Genomic DNA, 18283 nt, shown 5'->3' on the forward strand with positions numbered 1-18283 from the left:
AAAACGTCCGGAGGCTCCTTGCGGGGCCGGTCGAAAAAAGGTTGCCGGAGATTCTCCGGGTTAATTCTCTCCGCCGAGATTCAGTTTCTTCGTCTTCCAGGCTCCCTGCCGGTAGAAGAACAGATCGCACAGGAACACCACAACGGTGCCGCAGACCACCGCGTACCAGATGTACTGCAGCGGCAGACCCATCGTAACAAAGATCGCAGCAAGACCCACCTGCACGATCAACTGCCCTGCGATCGCCGCGTACATGCCGGGTCTCGTCATCCCCGCACCGTTCATCGCAAATCCCATCGTCATCGCCATAGCGATCACGAAGTACGACATCGGGATTATCTGCATAAACAGGATGCCGTTTGAAAGCGACTCGCCCGTCGCGCCGAAGAGCGCCAGGAGATTCTTCGCATACAACAGATAGAGGATACCCACCATCGCCATGAACGATGCGTTCGCGATCATCGCGATCCTGACCGCTTTCTCCGCTCTCTCCACTTTTCCCGCTCCCAGGTTCTGCCCGACCATCACCGCGACTCCCGTGCAGAGCCCCATCACGAAGATCAGGCCCAGCATATCCAGACGCTGGCAGATGCCGTATGCCGCCACCGCCGCCGTCCCGTACAGCGCAACGATCGCCGTCATCCCCAGGAACGCAAAGCTCCTGACCCCGCTCTGTACCGCCGAGGGTATCGTGATCTTCACGATGTCCTTGATCAACTGTGGCTCAAGCGTCCACTTCTTCGGGAACCTGACCGGCCTGTTCTTTCTGGACGGCAGATACATCACCCCGATCAGAAGCAGTACGCCGATCGTACGCGATGTAAGGGACGCATACGCGGATCCGGCTATTCCAAGCGCCGGGAGTCCGCCAAGACCCGTGATCAGCGTCGGGTTCAGGACAATGTTCACGATATTCACCGCGATCATCACGTACATCGGCGTTCGTGAATCTCCCGTACTCTGAAAGACGGTCGTCAGGATCATCAGCGTGACGAAGACGAACATTCCCATCAGCATCGGGGAGAGGAAGCGTGCTCCCACCACTGCGACCTCGCTCTCCGCTCCAAGGAGCAGGAGGAGATCCTGTGACCAGAAGATGCCGATGACCATGAGGATCGCCGAGAAGGCGAGTGCCAGATACAGCGAATGCGCGAGGATCACCGGGATGCGCTCAAGCCGCTCCGAACCGTAGGCTCGCGAGACGAATGCAGCCGTTGCCGTCACGGTCCCGAAGATCACTGTTGTAAGCACCATTATGATGGATATGCTCATCGCTCCGCCAGCGATCGGGACATCGCCGAGTTTGCCGATGAAATACATATCCACCACCTCCAGGATGCTCGCGAGAAAGTTGCTGATGATGATCGGAAGAGCCACGACCCAGAGACCTTTTCCGACCGATCCTTCGGTGAGGAGATTATTGGAATGTTGCATCGTCAAGGTAACATATATTATGTGAGGTGAAGTAAGATAAAGCTTGACCGATCGTTAAAACATCGATAATCGCACAAATTAAAAAATTGAGACATTTCAGGCCCCGGATCAGGCTGTGGGGAGTACCGGAATAAGAAGAATTTCAACTAAAGTCGTATCAGGAGAGGCGGGGCCGTAAAGATGCCCGAAGGAGCCTCACGCCCCCATCCGGCAGAGGTCCCGCATCGCCCGCAGAACGTAGAGCCGCTCCCCCTCGAGCGGTTCCTCGTCGACGACGAACGAGACGAACCCCGCCCGGGCGAAGAGTTCCCGGATTTCGTCGAGCCCGGTCAGCGACGAGACGAGGAGCAGGATGCGCCCGAAGGGCGAGAGCACCCTCCCGGCATCCGCGACGAACCGTTCAATCACGACCCTTCCTGTCGGCCCGCCGTCGAGGGCGTACTCCAGCCAGTCGTCCATCCGCTCATCGGGAGCCGTCGGGAGGTAGGGCGGGTTGAAGAGGATGAGATCGAACGGGCCGGAGAGCCCCGCGACGAGGTCGGTTCGGACCGCCGCCACCCCGCGGGCGCGGGCGCACCGGGCGGCGTGGGGGTTGATATCGGTCGCGACCACGCTCGTCGCCCTGCCGAGAAGCCCGGCCGCGACGTAGCCGCTCCCCGTCCCGACCTCAAGCACCCGGTCGGTCTCCCGGACCTCCCGCTGCGCCGCCCGGAGGAGGAGGAACGAGTCCTCGGCGGGAGGATAGACCTGGTCGGGGAGCATCACTAACTCCCGGCAAGCGTGTTCGCGATCAGCGCGAACTCCTCGAGCGTCAGGTCTTCGGGCCGGCGCTGCAGGAGATCGTCGGGCAACTCCGCGATCGCCCGCTCGATCGCCTGGGCGGGAAATGCATCCTTCCCGCTCCGGAGGCCCTTCCGGACGGTCTTCCTCCGGTGGGAGAAGAGCACCCGGACGACGTCCGCGTAGACCCACCTGTCCGCGACCGGATAGGGCGGCTCGTGCGGCGTGATCCGGACCACCCAGGAGCGGACCTGGGGTTGCGGCCGGAACGAGCCGGGCCCGAGGTCGAGGAGCGGTTTTACCGAGGCGTAGGTCTGCACCATCACCGAGAGCCGGCCGACGTTTGGCGTTCCCGGCGGCGCAATCATCCGCTGGGCGAACTCCTTCTGATACATCAGGACGGCGACCTCAAAGCCGATCTCGAGCAGCCGGAACGTGATCTTCGAAGAAACGGAGTAGGGGAGGTTCGCGACGACGATATCGAACGGCGGGATATCCACTTTCTTTGCATCGCCGCGGATGATCTCGAGACGGCCCTCCTCGATCTCGTCGGCGAAGCCAATCTCGAGCTCCTCCACGAGAGCCGGATCGATCTCTACCGCGATGACGGTTGCGCCCCGGTCGAGGAGGGCGCGGGTGAGGATCCCTTCGCCGGGCCCGATCTCGAGCACCCTCCTGCCGGAGACCTCGACAAAACCGGCAATCTTCTCGACGGCTCTACGGTCGACGAGAAAATGCTGATCCCTCGGAGCACTCATCTCGATGTAAAGACGTGATACTTCTCGTCCGGATCCTCGATCTCGCGCAGGATCCGGCTGACAATCATCCGGCTCGGGTGCGGAAGCGACTTGATCCGCCCGGAGATGTCGGCGAAACTCTCGAACGGCTTCTTCTCCCGCTGTTCGAGAACCTCCCACATCAGTTTCTTCCCGATGCCGGGGAGCAGGTGCAGCATGTGAAACTTCGGCGTGATGGGCACGGACTTGTTGAAGAAGTCGACGAACCGCTGCTCGTTCTCGCCGACGATCTGCTCGATCACGAACGGCAACTCGAGTTTTGCCGTCGCCGTCAGGTCTTCGTAACTGATCCGCCGCTTAACGCGCTCGATCTTCTCCCGCTCCGCATCGCCGATATAGACGCGATCGTAGATCTGAATATCCGCACCCTGTTTCGGGACGAGCTCGAGCAACTTGAACTGGTCCACGCCGACCGCCTGGACGACCGGTTCGCGCTTGTAGGCCGGACGCTGCTCGCTCACGTATCCCATGGGGAGGACATCGATGACTACCGCGTTCTCCTCTTTCCTTTCGGTCTTCATTGGCACCACCCCTTCAATCAGAAGTGGGTCATTACCAGGTCAAGGATCTCGTCCAGCTCTTCCGTTGTAAGATTGAACCGTTCTTTGGCGTAAATTGCCCGCAGTTCGTCACGGGTTCGCGGCATCAGATTCGCGATGCGGTAGGCGATATCCTCTTTCATCTTCTCGAGTTTCAGGAGCTCGTCGACAAGGGCGCGAGCCTTCTCGGAAGATGTCTTTGAGAGCTGGTTGGCATGCTCGATACTCTTACGAAGCTCATAGGACATCTCTTCTCCGGACTCGATCCGGGCTGCCTCCACCACGAGAAGAGTGTCCCGCAGCTCGGGAAGCAGCATCCGCTCTTCACTTACAATGCGTTTTACCTTCATGCCAACCACTCCTGTTGAGGATTATACTTTCTGCGCTTTTAGATGTTGCGGTCTCGCAATCACCTGTTTTACCGAATCTCCATCCCTGACCTCGAGCAGCCATGCGCGTCCGCGCTGTCCGATGACCGTGCCGGTCTTCCCGTGGAACCTCCGGTGGGGCATGCCCTTCTGGACACTCGGCTCGACCACGACGTGCACCTTCTGCCCGATCTCGAAGTTCTGAATCACCGAGCTGACCGGCGGAATGCCACGTTTTCTGAGGTCCTTCTTGAACTTATACCGCGTCTTCTTGCGTGGTCCATTGTGATGTGCCATGATTACTCACCATACTCGTTTGCAGTTTTGACCAGCACCACATCGAGGCTGACAACACTTGCGGTGCGCCCCAGGATCCGGGCAAGGCTGGGCTGGGTTCTGCCGCCGTCTCCCGATACCAGTTCTTTGATGTAGAGGCCCGCTTCGCCGACGACTTCGACCCAGTATCTGCCGTCTTCCGTGCCCGTGCATCCGATATCGAGGACACGCCGTTCCCGAACTTTATCTGCCCGTCGGTGTGACACCCGCAGGGGGGTGCGCTGTCGTATCGTTACACCTTTTAACTGATCGAGGGCCGCCCTGAACTCATCTGGGGTTACAGAACCGTCGATCTCGACCAGGATCCTGTATTTTTTATGCGCTTTGTCGGATTTAAGGCTTTGCACCATCTTCCGATCCGCCCATCCGTCAAGGTGAACCGCCACCCGGCCTTCGCCTGCACGGTTGATCTCCGCTTCGAGCGCCGCAAGATCCACCGACCGCTTCCGCGGCGCCTCGATCTCCATCACGAAGGGGCGGCCCGACCCGAGCATCCGGGCGTCGATATCCTCTCTCCCGGCACCGTGCAGGACGGCGTTCTCCGCGTCGAAGGCCTCGATCGCCGGCCGGCCGATCAGTTCCTCGACGGAGTCGGCGTACTGTTTGCCCGTGAAGTCGCACTTCTCGCACCCGGCCCCCCTGCACGCCCGGCAATCCCAGTGGGTCTGGGGGATGCCGCGCTCGTACTTCAGGTAGCGGCCGGAGAAGAAGACGGGGTTCACCTGCACCTCGACAGTGCCTTCCCCGAGATCGAGGATCGCGACGACGTCGGGTTTTTTCAGGTCGGCCGTCTTCCCCGTGAGGGCCGAGACGGCTTTTCCGACCTCCCGGTTCATCTCGGCCTTCAGCGGTTCGGGATCGTGGAGCGAGAGATCGCTCCAGACCATCTCCTCGCTCTCCGCGACGATCGGCGGCACCTTCGTCCCGATGAGGAACGTCTCGAACTCGATGCCGGCGAGCGCCTCGACGACCTTCTCCGCCCATTCTTCGGTGCGGGAGAGTTCTCCGGCGCATATCCAGCAGGAGTCCGGGTCGGGTTCGCAGTGCGGCTCGTTTGCCGTAAGCTCGCGGGTGATCCGGAGCGCCCTGCCCCGCTCCTCGTTCGTCAGCCCAAACGACCGTTTCCCATAAAATCGCCCGAGACAGTGGTCGCAGGTCTCGCCATATCCAAGGATCGCTTCTATCTCTTGTATGATATCCATCAGGATTCCCTCCGGTCTATCTCGTTTTGGAGAACGGTGATGGCATGATCGCCGTGCAGCGACCGCGGGCCGACCGAGTAGCGCTGAGAGCCCGCGATCAAAGCTTCCTCCTCGGGGGCGAAGTTGTGGTGATCCGAGAGGAGATAGTTCTCCGGGAGCGCCGGGGCCGTCCTGACGTCCTCCCCCGCCTCGTCGAGCACCGCGAACGGTATCTCGGTGAGCAGCCGGGCAAGCCCGCCGCGGCGGACGTAAACGCCCGGGGTCGACTCCCGAAACTCAGTCCCGCAGGGGATCGAGAGCGCCTTCTTGATCAGGGCACCGCTGCTCCGCTCGTCCGGCGAGAGGTGACGCACCTCGGCGCCGCGAAAGAGGACGGTCTTCTCGGGCCCTGGCTCTCCAAGGAGAACGAGGTAGCACTCCACGTCGCGCCGGAGATCGTGCGAGAGGAAGAATGACGAGTTGACGGCGCGGCAGAGGACGTCCATCCTCCCGCCGCTCCCGGGCAGATCGTTGAGGCTGAAAGTGCCGCTCGTTGCGGCAAGGTGGCCCACGACGGCAAACCGCCTCATTTGCTGGGTCCGCCGAACTTCTTCATCATGCGCTGCATGTTGAACTTGCCGCCGCCCATGCCCCGCATGCCCTTTAAGGCACGCTGCATGATCTTGTAGTACTTGATGAGGTCGCGGACGTCGTCGGGCGTCACGCCGGCGCCCCGGGCGATCCGCTGGATCCGGGAGCTCCCGATCATCGACGGGTCGTCGAGCTCGGGAGACGTCATCGAGTCCATGATCACCTTGTAGCGCTGCATCTTCGTGCTGGTGATGTCGTAGGCGTCGTCGGGGATCTGCATCCCGCCGAGAGGGAGCATGCTCATGATCTGCTTCAGGGGCCCCATCTTGTTGAGCGCCTCGAGCTGCTTGTACATGTCCCGGAGCGTGAACTTCCCCTTGAGCATCGCGTTGACGTCGAGATCCTCGGTCGAGACCGCTTCCTCCGCCCGCTCGACGAGCGCTTTTAAGTCGCCCATCCCGAGCAGCCGAGATATGAACCCGTCCGGGTCGAACCTCTCAAGGTCCTCGATCGTCTCGCCGCTCCCGATGAAGACGATCCCGCTCTGCGTCTCGGCTACCGCCGAGAGAGCGCCGCCGCCCTTCGCCGTGCCGTCCATCTTCGTGACCAGGACACCGTCGATCCCGATCGCCTCGTGGAATCTCCGGGCCTGTTCGCTCGCCTGCTGACCGAGCGCCGCGTCGATGACGAGCCACCGGTGGTCCGGGTGCGCGATCTCGTTGATGTTGACGATCTCCTCGATCAGGTTCTCCTCGAGGGCGTGCCTCCCTTGAGTATCGATGATGATGACCTCGTAAAGCTTGCGGTACTTCGGGAGGCCTTCGCGGACGATCTTGAGGGCATCGGCCTCCTTCGGGTCGCCGAAGCACGGGACGGCTATCCGGTCGCAGAGGGTCTTCAACTGCTCGTAGGCGCCCGGCCGGAAGGTATCGGCGCAGATCACCCCGACCCGCAGCCCCTTGCGCTGGAAGTAGCGGGCGAGTTTCGCGGTCGTCGTGGTCTTCCCGCTCCCCTGCAGCCCCGCCATCAGGATCGTCTGGGGCCCGAGAGCCACCTCGCCGGGCGTTCCCATCAGCCGGACGAGTTCCTGGTAGACGATCCGGAGAACGTGCTCGCGGACGCCCATCCCCTTCAGGGGCTCCTCATCGAGAGCGCGCTGCTTGATCGCCTGGGAAAGGTGCATCACGAGTTTGACGTTGACGTCCGACTGGAGGAGCGCACGTTGCAGGTCGCGCACCAGTTCGTCGACCGCCGCACGGTCGATCACCGTCTTGCCGGCGAGCTTCTTGACGGCGTCTTTCAAGGACGTGCCGAGGTTATCGAGCATCAGGCATCATCTCCAAGGAGTTCGTTCACCACGACGCGGGGTTCAAACGGCATGATGTCGTCGTAGCCCTGGCCGGTACCGAGGAAGAGGATCGGTTTTCCAACGGTGTGGGCGACCGATATCGCCGCGCCTCCCTTCGGATCCATATCCGCCTTCGTCAGAACGACCGCATCGGTGCCGACGGCCTTGTTGAACTCGTCGGCCCGGATGACCGCGTCGTTTCCTGCGACCGCCTCGTCGACGTAGACGACGAGATCGGGCTTCATGACCCGCCGGATCTTATCGAGCTGGTTCATGAGGTTCGCCCGGTTGTGGAACCTTCCCGCCGTATCGGCGAGGACGACGTCGATATCGTGCGCCTTCGCGTACTGGACGGCGTCGAAGAGGACCGCAGAGGGGTCGGCGCCCGCCTGGTGCTGGATCGTCTTGATCCCGAGGCGGTCGGCGTGAACCCGTATCTGCTCGATCGCACCCGCACGGAAGGTGTCGCCTGCACCGATCACGACCGTAAAACCGTTCTTCTGCAGGTATTGCCCGACCTTCGCGACGGTCGTCGTCTTGCCGGTCCCGTTCACGCCCGTAAAGAGGATCTTCACCGGTCGCTCATGCTCGCGGATGTAGGTGGCAAGGTCAAGACCGTCGCCCAGCACCCCGCAGAGCGCGGAGCGCAGGGTCGATACGACCAGGTCGTCGACCGATGCGCCGATCTTACGGCGCCTGCCCACCAGATCGCGGCGCATGCGGGCGATGATCTCGTCCGTGACCGGGAGCGCGACGTCGTTTTCAAGGAGAACCATCTCGAGTTCGAAGAGCGGCTCCTCGACGTCCTTCTCCTGGAGGAGGACCTCCCGGTCCCGGACAAGGACTTTCACCTTCTCAAAAAACGTGGGGTTCTCCCGGGCCTCCTGCACCTTCTTTTCCGTGATGGAAGGTTCGGATCGGGTGGTCGGGGTGGGGACAGGTGCTTGAACCTCCGCAGCCTCCGGCAGTTCTGCAACCTGCGGCTCCGGTTCCGGCCCGGCAGCCTCCTCGATATTCGAGGCGAACTTCGTCCTGATATTCTGAAGTTTTTTCTTTAAGGAATCAAACATTATGAACTTCCGCCCTGGCCTGCCTGAGCCTGCCGGGCCCCCCGATACGCCGCCTCGAGACGCCGGGAGATCTCCGTTGCCTGGCCCTGAAGGTGTTCGACCGAGCCCGAGACCTTCTTTGCCACGGCCTCAAGTTCGGTTAGCCGATCCCCCAGATACTCCACCGCGTCTGCGGTGGCCCTCTCGACGGAGACATCTGAACCGATGTTCACGAGAACGTGGCCGGCGTCGAGCACCTTCACCCGGAGGTACGCGCCTCCCCCGACAGGGAGAAGGACGACTCCGTCCGCGTTCTCCTGGATCGCGCGGAGGGTCTCGATGGCGGCGGTGCCCTCAAGCCGCTGCTGCTCGATCATCGCGAGTTGCTGCGTCATGAGTTCGATCTGCTGCCCGTACTCGTTCAGGTACATCTGGAGGGTCTGTATCTCGCGGGGATCTGCCTGGTTCACGTCATTCACCAGCTACTACGTTAACCGATTCGATCGAGATATAACTTCTCTTCAGGCGGTGTTTGCTCCCGATATCGGCAAGAACCTTCTCTTTTGCCAGGTTCTCGTTCAGAGCGCCGATGACCTTGCGGTACGGTTTCCACTCGTTGTTGATCTTGCACGCGCCTACAACTTCAAACATCTGGTTCTCCATGGTTGTATCACTCCAAAAACCCAAAGACTTCTTCTATTCGTCCCAGCTCAAACCCGGTCGTGACGGAACCTGCGACGTAACCCCTGCTGTTTGCAAGGAGTCCGGTACCCACGAGACCGCTGCCCATGTTGACCGACCCGAGCCCAATCGGGAGATCGACCACCCGCTCGAGGCTCGCGATCTCCGTATCGTTGGCTCTCTGGTGGACAAGGATACCCTTGTTCGTCGCGAACCCGGCCATGCCGACGGTCTTGATGCCGCCTAGCGTTAGCCGGACCACCGGCACCCCGAGGAACGACCCGATCTCTTCTGCAACATCGAGCGGCATCTCGGGGTGGACGGCGGCAACGTAATCGTTTGCGAGAATAACATTGCCGGCCGCGTTCATGGGCCCCTCGAGCAGAAATATGTCCCGGTACTCGCTCAAGACCGCCAGTTCCTCGTCTGCGGCAAGGCCGCTGACGATCAAGCCCCGGCTGTTTCCGGCAACGAGCGAACCGATGATGCTGCTTCCCTGGATGAAGGTGCTCACGATCTCGAGATCGAGTTCCCGTGCGAGGGTCGCGGTGAACGCCTCAGGGGCCCCGGGATACACGATCGCCATATCCTCAAATACCCGGGCATAAACGCCGATGTTCGGATCGCCGGCGAGATCGATCGTCCCTGTCATTTCACTCCTCGGCGAGCTCGGCCTGGACCTGCCCGTCCTCGAACTTCATCGCACGGACGCGAATCTTTCTCGGGGGCTTGGAACTGCCGTTCTCCCAGACCTTCTCGTTGATGCTCTTATCGAGTTTGACGTCCTCGCTCTTCATGTGCCGCTCGAGAAACGCCCTGATGTCCTTGATCGCGGTGTTCCCCCGCTTCCACCGGGGCGAACGCTTCACCTCACGGAGAGGGATGATATAGATATGCTCCTTCAATGCTTCTGCCATAACCTTACACCTTCAGGGAACTCCGTCTCCAGTTGCGTCGCCTCGGATGCGACGCAACCGCACGGTTGGTCTTGATCATCACCCATGCCGGCACGCGGCGGTTCTGCTCGCATGCCTTTGCCAGCCGGATCTTCCGGCCCTTCATCAATTTGCTCATAATCTTCACTCTCGTAATATTCAGGTCTCTCTCAGAGCGACCACCAGCGACTGCAGGTGGCGGGAGGGGAAGAACGACGCCGGATCGATGCCGCGGGCACAAAGGGCGCTGCGGATTTCTCCTTCATAGTCGCCGTTCCCGATGCTGCCCGTCTCCCCGTACCGCACCACAAGCAATCGCTCGCAGAGCCGCTCCACCTCGGTTTTTCCGTAGCCGAGGAGCGGCCGGACGTAGGAGCAGCCGGTGGTCATCTCCAGGTGCTGGACTTCGGAGCGTTCGAGCCGGGGAACCCGGTCTTCCCGGCGTGTGCCGTCGCCGACCACAGCATACTCGGCCGCAAGGGTCTCGACCGCCGTCCGGTGAACCATGTCGATTGCGTCGTTCGGGTATCCGCATGAGAGGAGCAGGTCGACGGCTTCAGAGAGCAGATCTCTCCCGAGGACCCTTTTACGGAAGGGGAGGCCCAGAGCGGCCGCTGCGGCCCGTACCCCGGGAACCTCGCGGTCGGGATCGAATACACAGGTATTCAGTTCCACGCCGTAATCGCGCGCGAGCATGATCGCCGCGAGCGCGCTGTCTTTCCCACCCGAGAAGAGCACACCTGCTTCCATTATTTCCGCGTAATCCTGAACTCTCTCTTCGACGGCGTCAGCTGGGCAAGCAGGGCTTTCAGCTGCTCGTCGGTGATCCGCTGCCGGACCCTGCCGCTCTGGGCCAGCATCACCAGCTGCTGCTCGACCGCTTTTGCAAACTCCGGTCGGGTCAACTTGATGGTATTGAGCCGCTCCCTCGCTTCAGGTTCAAGGATCTCCATGAGCGCGGCGCGGACCTGTGCATCGATCTGCTGCTGGCGTGCGGCCTCGTCCTCCATAGCCTGCTGATCCATCGCCTGCCGCTGCATCTGTTCCATCCTGCGGCGGCGAAGTTCAGAGAGTTCGTCGTCTACCATCAGTCATACCCCTCTCGATCAGTATTTCGCAAGGCCCGGGGCAGCTTTGGCGGCCTCAGATTTCAGGCCGTTCGCAACGTTGTCGAGGAAGGACCTGCCCGCCGGGGTCACCGTGCGCCCCCCAACGCCGTGGGCGACATATCCTGCCGCTTCGAGCTGCTGGAAGATCTTCCGAACGATCGACCCGCTTCCCCGCTTGAACCGGTTCGGAGCCGAACCACGGTTCAGCGCTCCGCCGTAAGCGGAACGCATCCTCTGGATACCGACAGGGCCGTCGGTGTAGATTCGCCGGAAAACAGCCGCCGCACGCACGTACCACCAGTCGTCATTCTCGGGGGGCATCTCTTTGTGTACCCCCGTCTTTGCAAAAGCGGCCCAGTCGGGGGGCTGAATCTGCGAATTTTTCTTGAGTTCTTCTGCCACCTGCCGGATGAGCATATCGGCAGGGATGTCATATACAGTCGTCATAGATGAACCTCACTCTCGCTAACAGTCTTTACATATTCGTCCAGTGATGTTTTATATATTTCGAGGATTGTGCCCGGGCGATCGGTTCCGCCGCTCCGCAAGGACCAGCGTCCGCCCCCGGACCTCGACCAGGACCGCGCCGGCCGACGCCGCTATCTCCTCGGGATCGACCTCGGTGTTCCTGAGCCATCTCACTTTGACGACCTTCCGGTCCTTGAGCTGCCGCCGGATCTCGTCGATCATGACGTTCGTGATGCCGCGTTTCCCGATCCAGATGGTGGGCTTGATATCCTGGAACGATTCTCTGCTCATTGTCGGGGCCTCCCGACCGGGAACCGTGACCGGTGCCCGCAGGAAAGACAGGTGACGACCACGCGGCCCCGGTGAACCCGGACCCGGGCGTTCGAGCCCGGGACCAGGTAGGTGTAGCACCGGCGGCAGAAGCGGCGTTTCAGCGGCCGCTCTATCCGGACGCGATGACGCATGCCGATCCTGCGGGCCAGTTCCACGCACCGGTTGCTCCAGCCGGGGTTCTCCGGGTAGAACTCCGCGGCACGCGCAAAGAGAACGGTAATCCTCTCGCGAGCGAGTCTCCGGGAGCCTGATCTTCGTGTAGTGTCTGCCATGGTGCGATCCGTCTCAGTGGTGGGTCTTGAGGTTGGAGGCGGGAGAATATATATGCGGTAGATGGTCGCGGTCAGCGAACCCGCACGCGCCGGCCGTCGACCTCCAGGCGATCCTCGCAGAAGAGTTTCACCGCGAGCGGGAGCGCTTCGTGTTCTTCTGCGAGGATCCGGTCGGCGAGCGTCGTCTCGTCGTCGTCCGGGAGGACCGGCACGCACCGCTGGACAATGATGGGGCCGGTGTCCATCCCCTCGTCGACCAGGTGGACGGTGCAGCCCGCGACCTTCACCCCGTACTCGATCGCCTGCCGTTGCGCGTGCAGGCCGGAAAACGCCGGGAGCAGAGCGGGATGGATGTTCATCATCCGGCCCGAGAACTCGCGGACGATCCCGGCCCCGAGGATCCGCATGTAGCCCGCGAGGACGAAGAGGTCGGCCCGGCAGCCCCGCATCGCTGCGAGGAGGGCCTCCTCGTAGGCGGCCCTCGAGGGGAACCGCGCGTAGTCGACGACCGTCACCGGGATACCGGCGTTTTTCGCTCGCTCTATCGCGTACGCCCCGGGGTTGTCGGTGACGAGCCCGGCGCAGATCCCGGGGATATCTCCGGCCGCGACGGCGTCGGCCACCGCCTGAAAGTTCGATCCTCGCCCCGAGGCGAGGAACGCAATCCGTTTCTTATCGACAGGCAACTCTCTACGCATACGTATCGTTCTCCGGGTTCCTTACCGGGCCTCGCCCGGCCCGTTCTGGGGGGCGACGATCAGTTTTACCTTGACGATCCGCCGGCCCCGCATCTGCATCACCACCAGCGTGATGTTGCTCTCCTCGATCTTGACCACCTCGCCGCGGCGGGGGATGTGGCCCAGCCGGTCGATGACGAGGCCGCCGATGCTCTCGTAGGCATCCGTCAGCGGGAGGGATAACTCCAGGTCCTCGTTGAGGTGCTCCACCCATGCCCGCGCATCGACCAGGTAGACGCCCTCTTCGACCTGCTGCACCTCGGGCTCCTCCTCGTCGAACTCGTCCATAATCTCGCCGACCAGTTCTTCGAGCATATCTTCGACGGTCACGATCCCGGCAAACGACCCGTACTCGTCGAGGACGACCGCCATGTGCTGCTTCTTCACCTGGAGCTCCTTCAAGAGTTCGTCGATCTTCTTGCTCTCCGGGATGAAGTAGGGTTCGTACATCAGGTTCCCGAGCGTCGCGCTCGTCTGCTGCCGGAAAACCGCCGAGAAGACGTCTTTCACGTTCAGGAGCCCGACGACGTTGTCGATCTGCTCGTGGTAGACGGGGATCCGGGAGAAACCCGTCTCGTTGAAGATGGCGAGGGCGTTCTCGAGCGTGGACACGTCCTCGATCATGACGACGTCTATCCGCGGCGTCATCACTTCGCGGACCGTCGTGTCCCCGAACCGCAGCACCGAGTAGAGCATGTCCCGCTCCTCCTCCTCGATGGTTCCCTCCTCCTCGCCGACGTCGATCCACTCCTTGATCTCCTCCTCGGTGACGACCGGTTCGGTCACGCCGGGCCTGAAGGCGAACTGCTGTTTGATGCGGTCAGTGACCCAGAGCACCGGGTACAGCACCCTTGAGAGGTAGAGGATCGGCAGGGCGACGCGGAGCGCGAGTGCCTCGGTGTGCCGGGAGGCGTACATCTTCGGCCCGATCTCCCCGAAGACCAGCATCAGGATGACCGTAACCCCGGTCGCTATCCCGATACCGACGTCGCCGTAGATGCCGATGGCGATCGCGGTCGCGAGCGATGCCGCGGCCACGTTGACGACGTTGTTCCCGATCAGGATGGTGATCAGGAGGGCGTCGGTCGAATGTTTCACCGTATCGAGTGTTTTCGCTCCTTTTTTACCCTGGTTTACGAGGGCGCGGACTTTCGCCCGGGTTATTGATATGAGGGCAACTTCCGAACTTGAGAAGAAGGCCGAAAGGAGCAGACAAACAATGAATAAAATGATCTCTATGGTCAGAAGGTCTACGACTACCATTTACTCCACGCCGCATCAACGGCAGCATCCGGTATTGATTGATTCCCGGGATTTTATGAATTATGTCGCAGGCAGATGATATAAAACCAGCGCTTCACGAGAATGCCTCCCGTAACGCCTCCGATTCCCGGGAAAGAAGCACGACCTTCTCTTCGGACGAGAGCGCCCCGGGAAAGACCATGTCCTCGAGCTCCAGCGTGAGGTATCCGCCGTAGCCGCGGTCGGCAAGTTCCGCGAGCACCCGCAATGCCTCCGGGTCGTCATGAATGGGGTGGTGAGGCCGCCCGTTCCCGCCGAGCGCACTGACGTGGACGTTCGTCATCCTCTCGATGCAGAGATCGATGAACCGGATTGCCTCGTCGCACGACGTCATCATGGCGTGCCCCATATCCAGCGTGAACCAGAGCCAGGGTTCCCGTTCGAGCACCTCGGCGGCATCCTCCGCCGTGGAGAGGAGGGCGTTGACCCGGGGTTCCAGGTTCTCTATCGCCACCTTCACCCGCGTCTCCTCCGCCACCTCCCGGAGCCGGGCGATGTACGCCTCGAACCGCCGGTAGTCGTAGGCGCTCGGGTGCCGTTTCGCCGTTCGCTTCCCGGGGTGGACGGTGACCACGGCGGCACCCATCCGCTCCGCCATCCGGATAGCCTCGATGGCGTAGTCGACCGAGATCTCAGCGACCCGGGGGTTGATGGAGCAGGGGTTCAGGTCCAGCGACGGGGCGTGGACGGTGATCGGCGAGAGTTCCGGGTGGCCCGCGATGCAGCCGGCAAGTTCGTCTTCAGGGCGGTCGCGAAGCCAGAAGTGCGGCGTCTCGACCCAGAACTCAAGCGAGTCAAGGCCGGATTCGGCGATGTAGTCGAAGATATGGTCGCAGGGATACTCGTGGAAGAACATGGTCGAGACGGCGAAACGGCCCATAACACTAGTTGATATAAACCATCGGTCTAATAGATTGTGATGATGCTCGGCGGTCATTCCACCGGCTCGGAACGGTTCGGAACCCCTATCTTCGGGGTCTCGGAGGTCTCGGGGCTCATCTGCGACCTCCTCGACGACGCACGCCTGCACCAGATCTGGGTGCGGGGGGAGGTGACCAACTACAAGAACCACGCCTCCGGCCACCGCTACTTCTCGCTCTCGGAGAGGAGCGGAAGGAACTCCGCGGTGATCAACTGCGTCATGTGGCGCACCTCCGCTTCAACGCTCGCGTTCGCGCCCAAAGACGGCATGGACGTCCTCGCCTGGGGGTCCGTAGAGGTCTACGAGCCTCACGGCAGGTACCAGTTCATCGTCCGGGAGATGCTCCCGGCGGGCCTCGGCGAACGCCACCTCATGGTCGAGCGGTGGAAGCAGGAGCTCGACGCGGAGGGGCTCTTCGATCCCGGGCGGAAACGCCTTCTGCCACTCTTCCCGCAGCGGATCGGCGTGGTCACCTCGCCGACCGGCGCGGCGCTCGCGGATATCCTCTCGGTCATCTCCCGGCGCTACCCGGCGGAAGTTCTCCTCTCCCCGACGGCCGTCCAGGGAGATGGGGCGCACGTCGAGATTGCGGAGGCGATCCGGCGGATCGACGGGCTCGTGGACGTGATCATCGTCGGGCGCGGGGGAGGAAGTTTCGAGGACCTCTTCCCCTTCAACCACCCGGACGTCGTGCGGGCGGTTGCGGCGTGCAGGACGCCGGTGATCAGCGCCGTCGGGCACGAGGTGGACACCGCCCTCTGCGACTTCGCCGCGGATCTCCGGGCGCCGACGCCGTCCGCGGCGGCGGAACGCGCTGTGCCGGAACGCCGGGAGGTGCTCCGGGAACTCGCCGGGTTCGAGGAGAGGATGCGCTCGCTCCTCCTCCACCGCCTTGCCGCCGCGGGAGCCGAGGTCGAGGACCTGCGGGAGCGCATGCACCCCCGGCGGCTCGCGCGCCGTATCAACGAGCGGATGCAGCGCCTCGCCGAGCACGAGGAACTGCTCAGGCGGGCCGCGGCCGCCCGGGTGCAGCGGGAACGCGCGGCCCTCGCGGAAGTCCGCGCGAGCCTTGCGGGGCAAAACCCGCTCGCGATCCTGGAGCGGGGCTACTGCATCGTCGAGGCGGACGGCAGGGTCGCGAGAAGCGCCGCGAGCCTCGCGCCGGGAGAGCGCGTGACGATCAGGATGATGGACGGCCGGGCGGTTGCCGTCGTTGAGGAGAGAACGTATGACGAAGACATTTGAAGAGATGCTGGAAGAACTGCGGGGGATTGTCCGGAAACTCGAAGACGGCGAGACGAGCCTTGAGGAGAGCATCGCCATCTACGAGCGGGGCGCGCTCCTCGTCAAGCAGTGCGAAGACCTCCTCGGCACAGCCGAGATGAAACTCACCGAGCTTGGCCGCGACCGGTGAAGCGGTAGAACCCCGGCGGGACCCCGATCTCGAATCGTGCACCCTTCCCGGGCTCGCCGGTCTCACGTATGGAAAGATCGGTGATGGCGAGGATCTCCCGGGAGAGAAAGAGCCCGAATCCGGTCTGCCGCCCGAAACCCCGCTTGAAGAGGTTCTCTTTTACTTCATAGGGAATGCCGATGCCGTCATCCTCGTAGACAAGGCTGATCCCCCGGTCGGACTCTTCGGGGTAGATGCATATCCGGGTAACCCGTCCGCCGTGCCGGAGCGAGTTGTCGATGAGGTTTGCAAAGACCCTGACGATGAGCGGGTCGGCATACACCTCCAGATCGCCCGTCCGCACCTCGACGGCGATCTTGCCCGGATCGAGCGCCGCCGCCGCCTCGCTGACGATCCGCCTGATATCCCGCCAGGCGGGGGCGGTCACGCCGACATCCCGGTACTCCGCGGTGAAGGCCATGTAGCGCTGGATGTCCCGGATGGCCTCTTCCTCTTTCCGGCAGTATTCCAGCAACTCCGGGTCGCTCACCTGCTCCCGGAAGAGGGCGAGGTAGCCGGTGAGCACGGTGAGCCGGTTTAAGATGTCGTGCCGGGTCACATCGGAGAGCAGGTTGAGTTTCCGGTTCGCAAGAAGGAGCGCCTCCCCCGCCATCCGCGCATCGGTGATGTCCCGGCCGACCGACTGGTACTCGACGACGGAACCTCTCTCGTCGAAGAACGCCGTATCCGTCCACTGCTGCCACCGGACGCTGCCGTCCGGCATGATCACTCGGTGCTCGACCGTCGATACCGGGTGGTCGGGGGTGAGGGAGGCGAGGCTCTCCTGGATCCGGGCCTGGTCATCGGCCGGGATGGTGAGGGCGTACCGCCGCCCGATGAGGTCGCCGCACGGGATGCCGACGTAGCCGCAGTAGGCGTCGTTCGCGAAGGTGATGGTGCCGTCGGGGAGCCGGCGGCAGATCAACTCGGTCTGGCTCTCCACGACCGTCCGGGACCGCTCCTCGCTCTCCCGGAGGGCTTCCTCAAACTGCTTCTCTCTTGATATGTCGCGGAAAACCCACTGGAACTCCGTTACACGGCCGCCGGGCCCGTAAGAGGCCGAAACGGCCGCGGCTGCCGGCACAGTGCTGCCGTCGGCACGGACGAGCAGGAACTCCTGCGCCGGTAGTTCTTCGCCCCGGCCGAGCGCTGCGACAGCCAACCGGAACGCCGGGATGCTTTCCGGGTGGAGGTGCGCATCGAGAGGCAGGCCCTGCAACCGGGCGGGAGCGATCCCGAGCAGGGCGCCTGCCGCCCGGTTCGCCTCCAGGACGACGCCGTCCACGCCCGTGCAGAGGCAGACCGCCGGAAGGTTGAGGAACCGGTCGTGGTACCGCCGGTATGCGGCGTCGATGCTCCGGATGTCGGCGATCAACGCGTCGACCTGATCGTAGATCTCAGCAAGATCGGGTTTGAGCAGGAGCAGGTCCCCCGCGGGAGCCGCACCCTCGCCGGCCCTGAGCGAGCCGAGGCGGCGGTCGAGATCTTCCAGGTGTTCGAGGAGGTCCTCGAGCGCCGGGGTGAGCGGTTGCATATCTCACCCGTTCCCCGCACCGCGAATGGATAAACCTATCCCCGGCGGCATCGCGGGGACCGGTCATGGAAGGTGAACTCTTTTCAAAACGGATATACCATAGACGGCGCGCCA

General features: G+C 62.6%; 26 protein-coding genes. 2 read left to right on the plus strand and 24 right to left on the minus strand.

All coding sequences use genetic code 11. The annotated features are described in order from the left end of the window. Nucleotides 1–60: 60 nt before the first annotated feature. From MchiMG62_RS11575 to MchiMG62_RS11685, 23 genes are all read right to left on the minus strand, one after another. On the minus strand, nucleotides 61–1434 hold the full coding sequence (locus MchiMG62_RS11575) for an MATE family efflux transporter (protein ID WP_221058773.1): 1374 nt from the start codon (nucleotides 1432–1434) through the stop codon (nucleotides 61–63). A gap of 195 nt (nucleotides 1435–1629) precedes the next feature. Beyond that, on the minus strand, nucleotides 1630–2196 hold the full coding sequence (locus MchiMG62_RS11580; protein WP_221057092.1) for a HemK2/MTQ2 family protein methyltransferase: 567 nt from the start codon (nucleotides 2194–2196) through the stop codon (nucleotides 1630–1632). A 2-nt stretch (nucleotides 2197–2198) separates the two neighbouring features. Then, nucleotides 2199–2972 carry a 16S rRNA (adenine(1518)-N(6)/adenine(1519)-N(6))-dimethyltransferase RsmA gene (gene rsmA / locus MchiMG62_RS11585; protein ID WP_221057093.1) on the minus strand — a complete coding sequence of 258 codons (774 nt, stop codon included), beginning with the start codon at nucleotides 2970–2972 and terminating at the stop codon, nucleotides 2199–2201. Then, entirely contained in the window at nucleotides 2969–3532 is a 564-nt protein-coding gene (locus MchiMG62_RS11590) for a DUF655 domain-containing protein (RefSeq protein WP_221057094.1), read from the minus strand. Before MchiMG62_RS11590 ends, rsmA begins: the two co-directional genes overlap by 4 nt. A gap of 17 nt (nucleotides 3533–3549) precedes the next feature. Next, entirely contained in the window at nucleotides 3550–3900 is a 351-nt protein-coding gene (locus tag MchiMG62_RS11595) for an RNA polymerase Rpb4 family protein (RefSeq protein ID WP_054848059.1), read from the minus strand. A gap of 21 nt (nucleotides 3901–3921) precedes the next feature. Further along, entirely contained in the window at nucleotides 3922–4215 is a 294-nt protein-coding gene (locus tag MchiMG62_RS11600) for a 50S ribosomal protein L21e (RefSeq protein WP_054848058.1), read from the minus strand. 2 nt (nucleotides 4216–4217) lie between these two features. Beyond that, nucleotides 4218–5456, minus strand: coding sequence for a tRNA pseudouridine(54/55) synthase Pus10 (locus MchiMG62_RS11605; RefSeq protein WP_221057095.1), 1239 nt, complete (start codon nucleotides 5454–5456; stop codon nucleotides 4218–4220). Then, nucleotides 5456–6025, minus strand: coding sequence for a tRNA (pseudouridine(54)-N(1))-methyltransferase TrmY (gene trmY, locus MchiMG62_RS11610; protein ID WP_221057096.1), 570 nt, complete (start codon nucleotides 6023–6025; stop codon nucleotides 5456–5458). Before trmY ends, MchiMG62_RS11605 begins: the two co-directional genes overlap by 1 nt. After that, nucleotides 6022–7353: a signal recognition particle protein Srp54 gene (locus MchiMG62_RS11615; RefSeq protein ID WP_221057097.1), complete on the minus strand. Its 1332-nt coding sequence runs from the start codon at nucleotides 7351–7353 to the stop codon at nucleotides 6022–6024. The genes trmY and MchiMG62_RS11615 overlap by 4 nt, the downstream gene beginning before the upstream one ends. Further along, a complete protein-coding gene (gene ftsY / locus MchiMG62_RS11620; protein ID WP_221057098.1) occupies nucleotides 7353–8444 on the minus strand; it encodes a signal recognition particle-docking protein FtsY in 1092 nt (363 codons plus the stop codon). The genes MchiMG62_RS11615 and ftsY overlap by 1 nt, the downstream gene beginning before the upstream one ends. Then, nucleotides 8444–8902 (minus strand): prefoldin subunit alpha, encoded by a 459-nt coding sequence (gene pfdA / locus MchiMG62_RS11625; protein ID WP_342367214.1) that lies wholly within the window; start codon nucleotides 8900–8902, stop codon nucleotides 8444–8446. The genes ftsY and pfdA overlap by 1 nt, the downstream gene beginning before the upstream one ends. After that, a complete protein-coding gene (rpl18a, locus tag MchiMG62_RS11630) occupies nucleotides 8895–9086 on the minus strand; it encodes a 50S ribosomal protein L18Ae (protein WP_054848057.1) in 192 nt (63 codons plus the stop codon). Before rpl18a ends, pfdA begins: the two co-directional genes overlap by 8 nt. 7 nt (nucleotides 9087–9093) lie before the next feature. Beyond that, a complete protein-coding gene (locus MchiMG62_RS11635) occupies nucleotides 9094–9756 on the minus strand; it encodes a translation initiation factor IF-6 (protein WP_221057099.1) in 663 nt (220 codons plus the stop codon). Between the two features lies 1 nt (nucleotide 9757). After that, the gene (locus tag MchiMG62_RS11640; RefSeq protein ID WP_221057100.1) at nucleotides 9758–10021 is read right to left on the minus strand and encodes a 50S ribosomal protein L31e; all 264 of its coding nucleotides are present in this window, start codon (nucleotides 10019–10021) and stop codon (nucleotides 9758–9760) included. 4 nt (nucleotides 10022–10025) lie between these two features. Continuing rightward, complete coding sequence (locus MchiMG62_RS11645) at nucleotides 10026–10178, minus strand: 50S ribosomal protein L39e (RefSeq protein WP_054848054.1); 153 nt, start codon at nucleotides 10176–10178, stop codon at nucleotides 10026–10028. A gap of 20 nt (nucleotides 10179–10198) precedes the next feature. Continuing rightward, complete coding sequence (locus MchiMG62_RS11650) at nucleotides 10199–10789, minus strand: DUF7411 family protein (protein WP_221057101.1); 591 nt, start codon at nucleotides 10787–10789, stop codon at nucleotides 10199–10201. Continuing rightward, on the minus strand, nucleotides 10789–11127 hold the full coding sequence (locus MchiMG62_RS11655; protein WP_054848053.1) for a DNA-binding protein: 339 nt from the start codon (nucleotides 11125–11127) through the stop codon (nucleotides 10789–10791). The genes MchiMG62_RS11650 and MchiMG62_RS11655 overlap by 1 nt, the downstream gene beginning before the upstream one ends. Nucleotides 11128–11145: 18 nt before the next feature. Beyond that, nucleotides 11146–11595: a 30S ribosomal protein S19e gene (locus MchiMG62_RS11660; RefSeq protein WP_221057102.1), complete on the minus strand. Its 450-nt coding sequence runs from the start codon at nucleotides 11593–11595 to the stop codon at nucleotides 11146–11148. Between the two features lie 51 nt (nucleotides 11596–11646). Then, nucleotides 11647–11907, minus strand: a complete 261-nt coding sequence (locus MchiMG62_RS11665) for a YhbY family RNA-binding protein (protein ID WP_221057103.1) — start codon at nucleotides 11905–11907, stop codon at nucleotides 11647–11649. Next, nucleotides 11904–12221 carry a ribonuclease P protein component 4 gene (locus MchiMG62_RS11670; protein ID WP_221057104.1) on the minus strand — a complete coding sequence of 106 codons (318 nt, stop codon included), beginning with the start codon at nucleotides 12219–12221 and terminating at the stop codon, nucleotides 11904–11906. Before MchiMG62_RS11670 ends, MchiMG62_RS11665 begins: the two co-directional genes overlap by 4 nt. Before the next feature lie 71 nt (nucleotides 12222–12292). Then, nucleotides 12293–12919, minus strand: a complete 627-nt coding sequence (gene purN / locus MchiMG62_RS11675) for a phosphoribosylglycinamide formyltransferase (RefSeq protein ID WP_221057105.1) — start codon at nucleotides 12917–12919, stop codon at nucleotides 12293–12295. Between the two features lie 21 nt (nucleotides 12920–12940). Further along, nucleotides 12941–14221 carry a hemolysin family protein gene (locus tag MchiMG62_RS11680; RefSeq protein WP_221057106.1) on the minus strand — a complete coding sequence of 427 codons (1281 nt, stop codon included), beginning with the start codon at nucleotides 14219–14221 and terminating at the stop codon, nucleotides 12941–12943. A 94-nt stretch (nucleotides 14222–14315) separates the two neighbouring features. Beyond that, complete coding sequence (locus MchiMG62_RS11685; RefSeq protein WP_221057107.1) at nucleotides 14316–15140, minus strand: sugar phosphate isomerase/epimerase family protein; 825 nt, start codon at nucleotides 15138–15140, stop codon at nucleotides 14316–14318. Nucleotides 15141–15179: 39 nt separating this feature from the next. Here MchiMG62_RS11685 and xseA point away from each other — a divergent pair, with 39 nt between their 5' ends. Next, nucleotides 15180–16427 carry an exodeoxyribonuclease VII large subunit gene (xseA, locus tag MchiMG62_RS11690; RefSeq protein WP_244987705.1) on the plus strand — a complete coding sequence of 416 codons (1248 nt, stop codon included), beginning with the start codon at nucleotides 15180–15182 and terminating at the stop codon, nucleotides 16425–16427. Further along, entirely contained in the window at nucleotides 16411–16596 is a 186-nt protein-coding gene (gene xseB, locus MchiMG62_RS11695) for an exodeoxyribonuclease VII small subunit (protein WP_221057108.1), read from the plus strand. Before xseA ends, xseB begins: the two co-directional genes overlap by 17 nt. On the opposite strand, the gene MchiMG62_RS11700 is transcribed toward xseB, so the two are convergent. Further along, nucleotides 16571–18169 (minus strand): PAS domain S-box protein, encoded by a 1599-nt coding sequence (locus tag MchiMG62_RS11700; RefSeq protein ID WP_221057109.1) that lies wholly within the window; start codon nucleotides 18167–18169, stop codon nucleotides 16571–16573. The two genes, xseB and MchiMG62_RS11700, sit on opposite strands and share 26 nt — an antisense overlap. Nucleotides 18170–18283 lie beyond the last annotated feature (114 nt).

This window comes from Methanoculleus chikugoensis (assembly GCF_019669965.1).
Lineage (GTDB): Archaea > Halobacteriota > Methanomicrobia > Methanomicrobiales > Methanoculleaceae > Methanoculleus > Methanoculleus chikugoensis.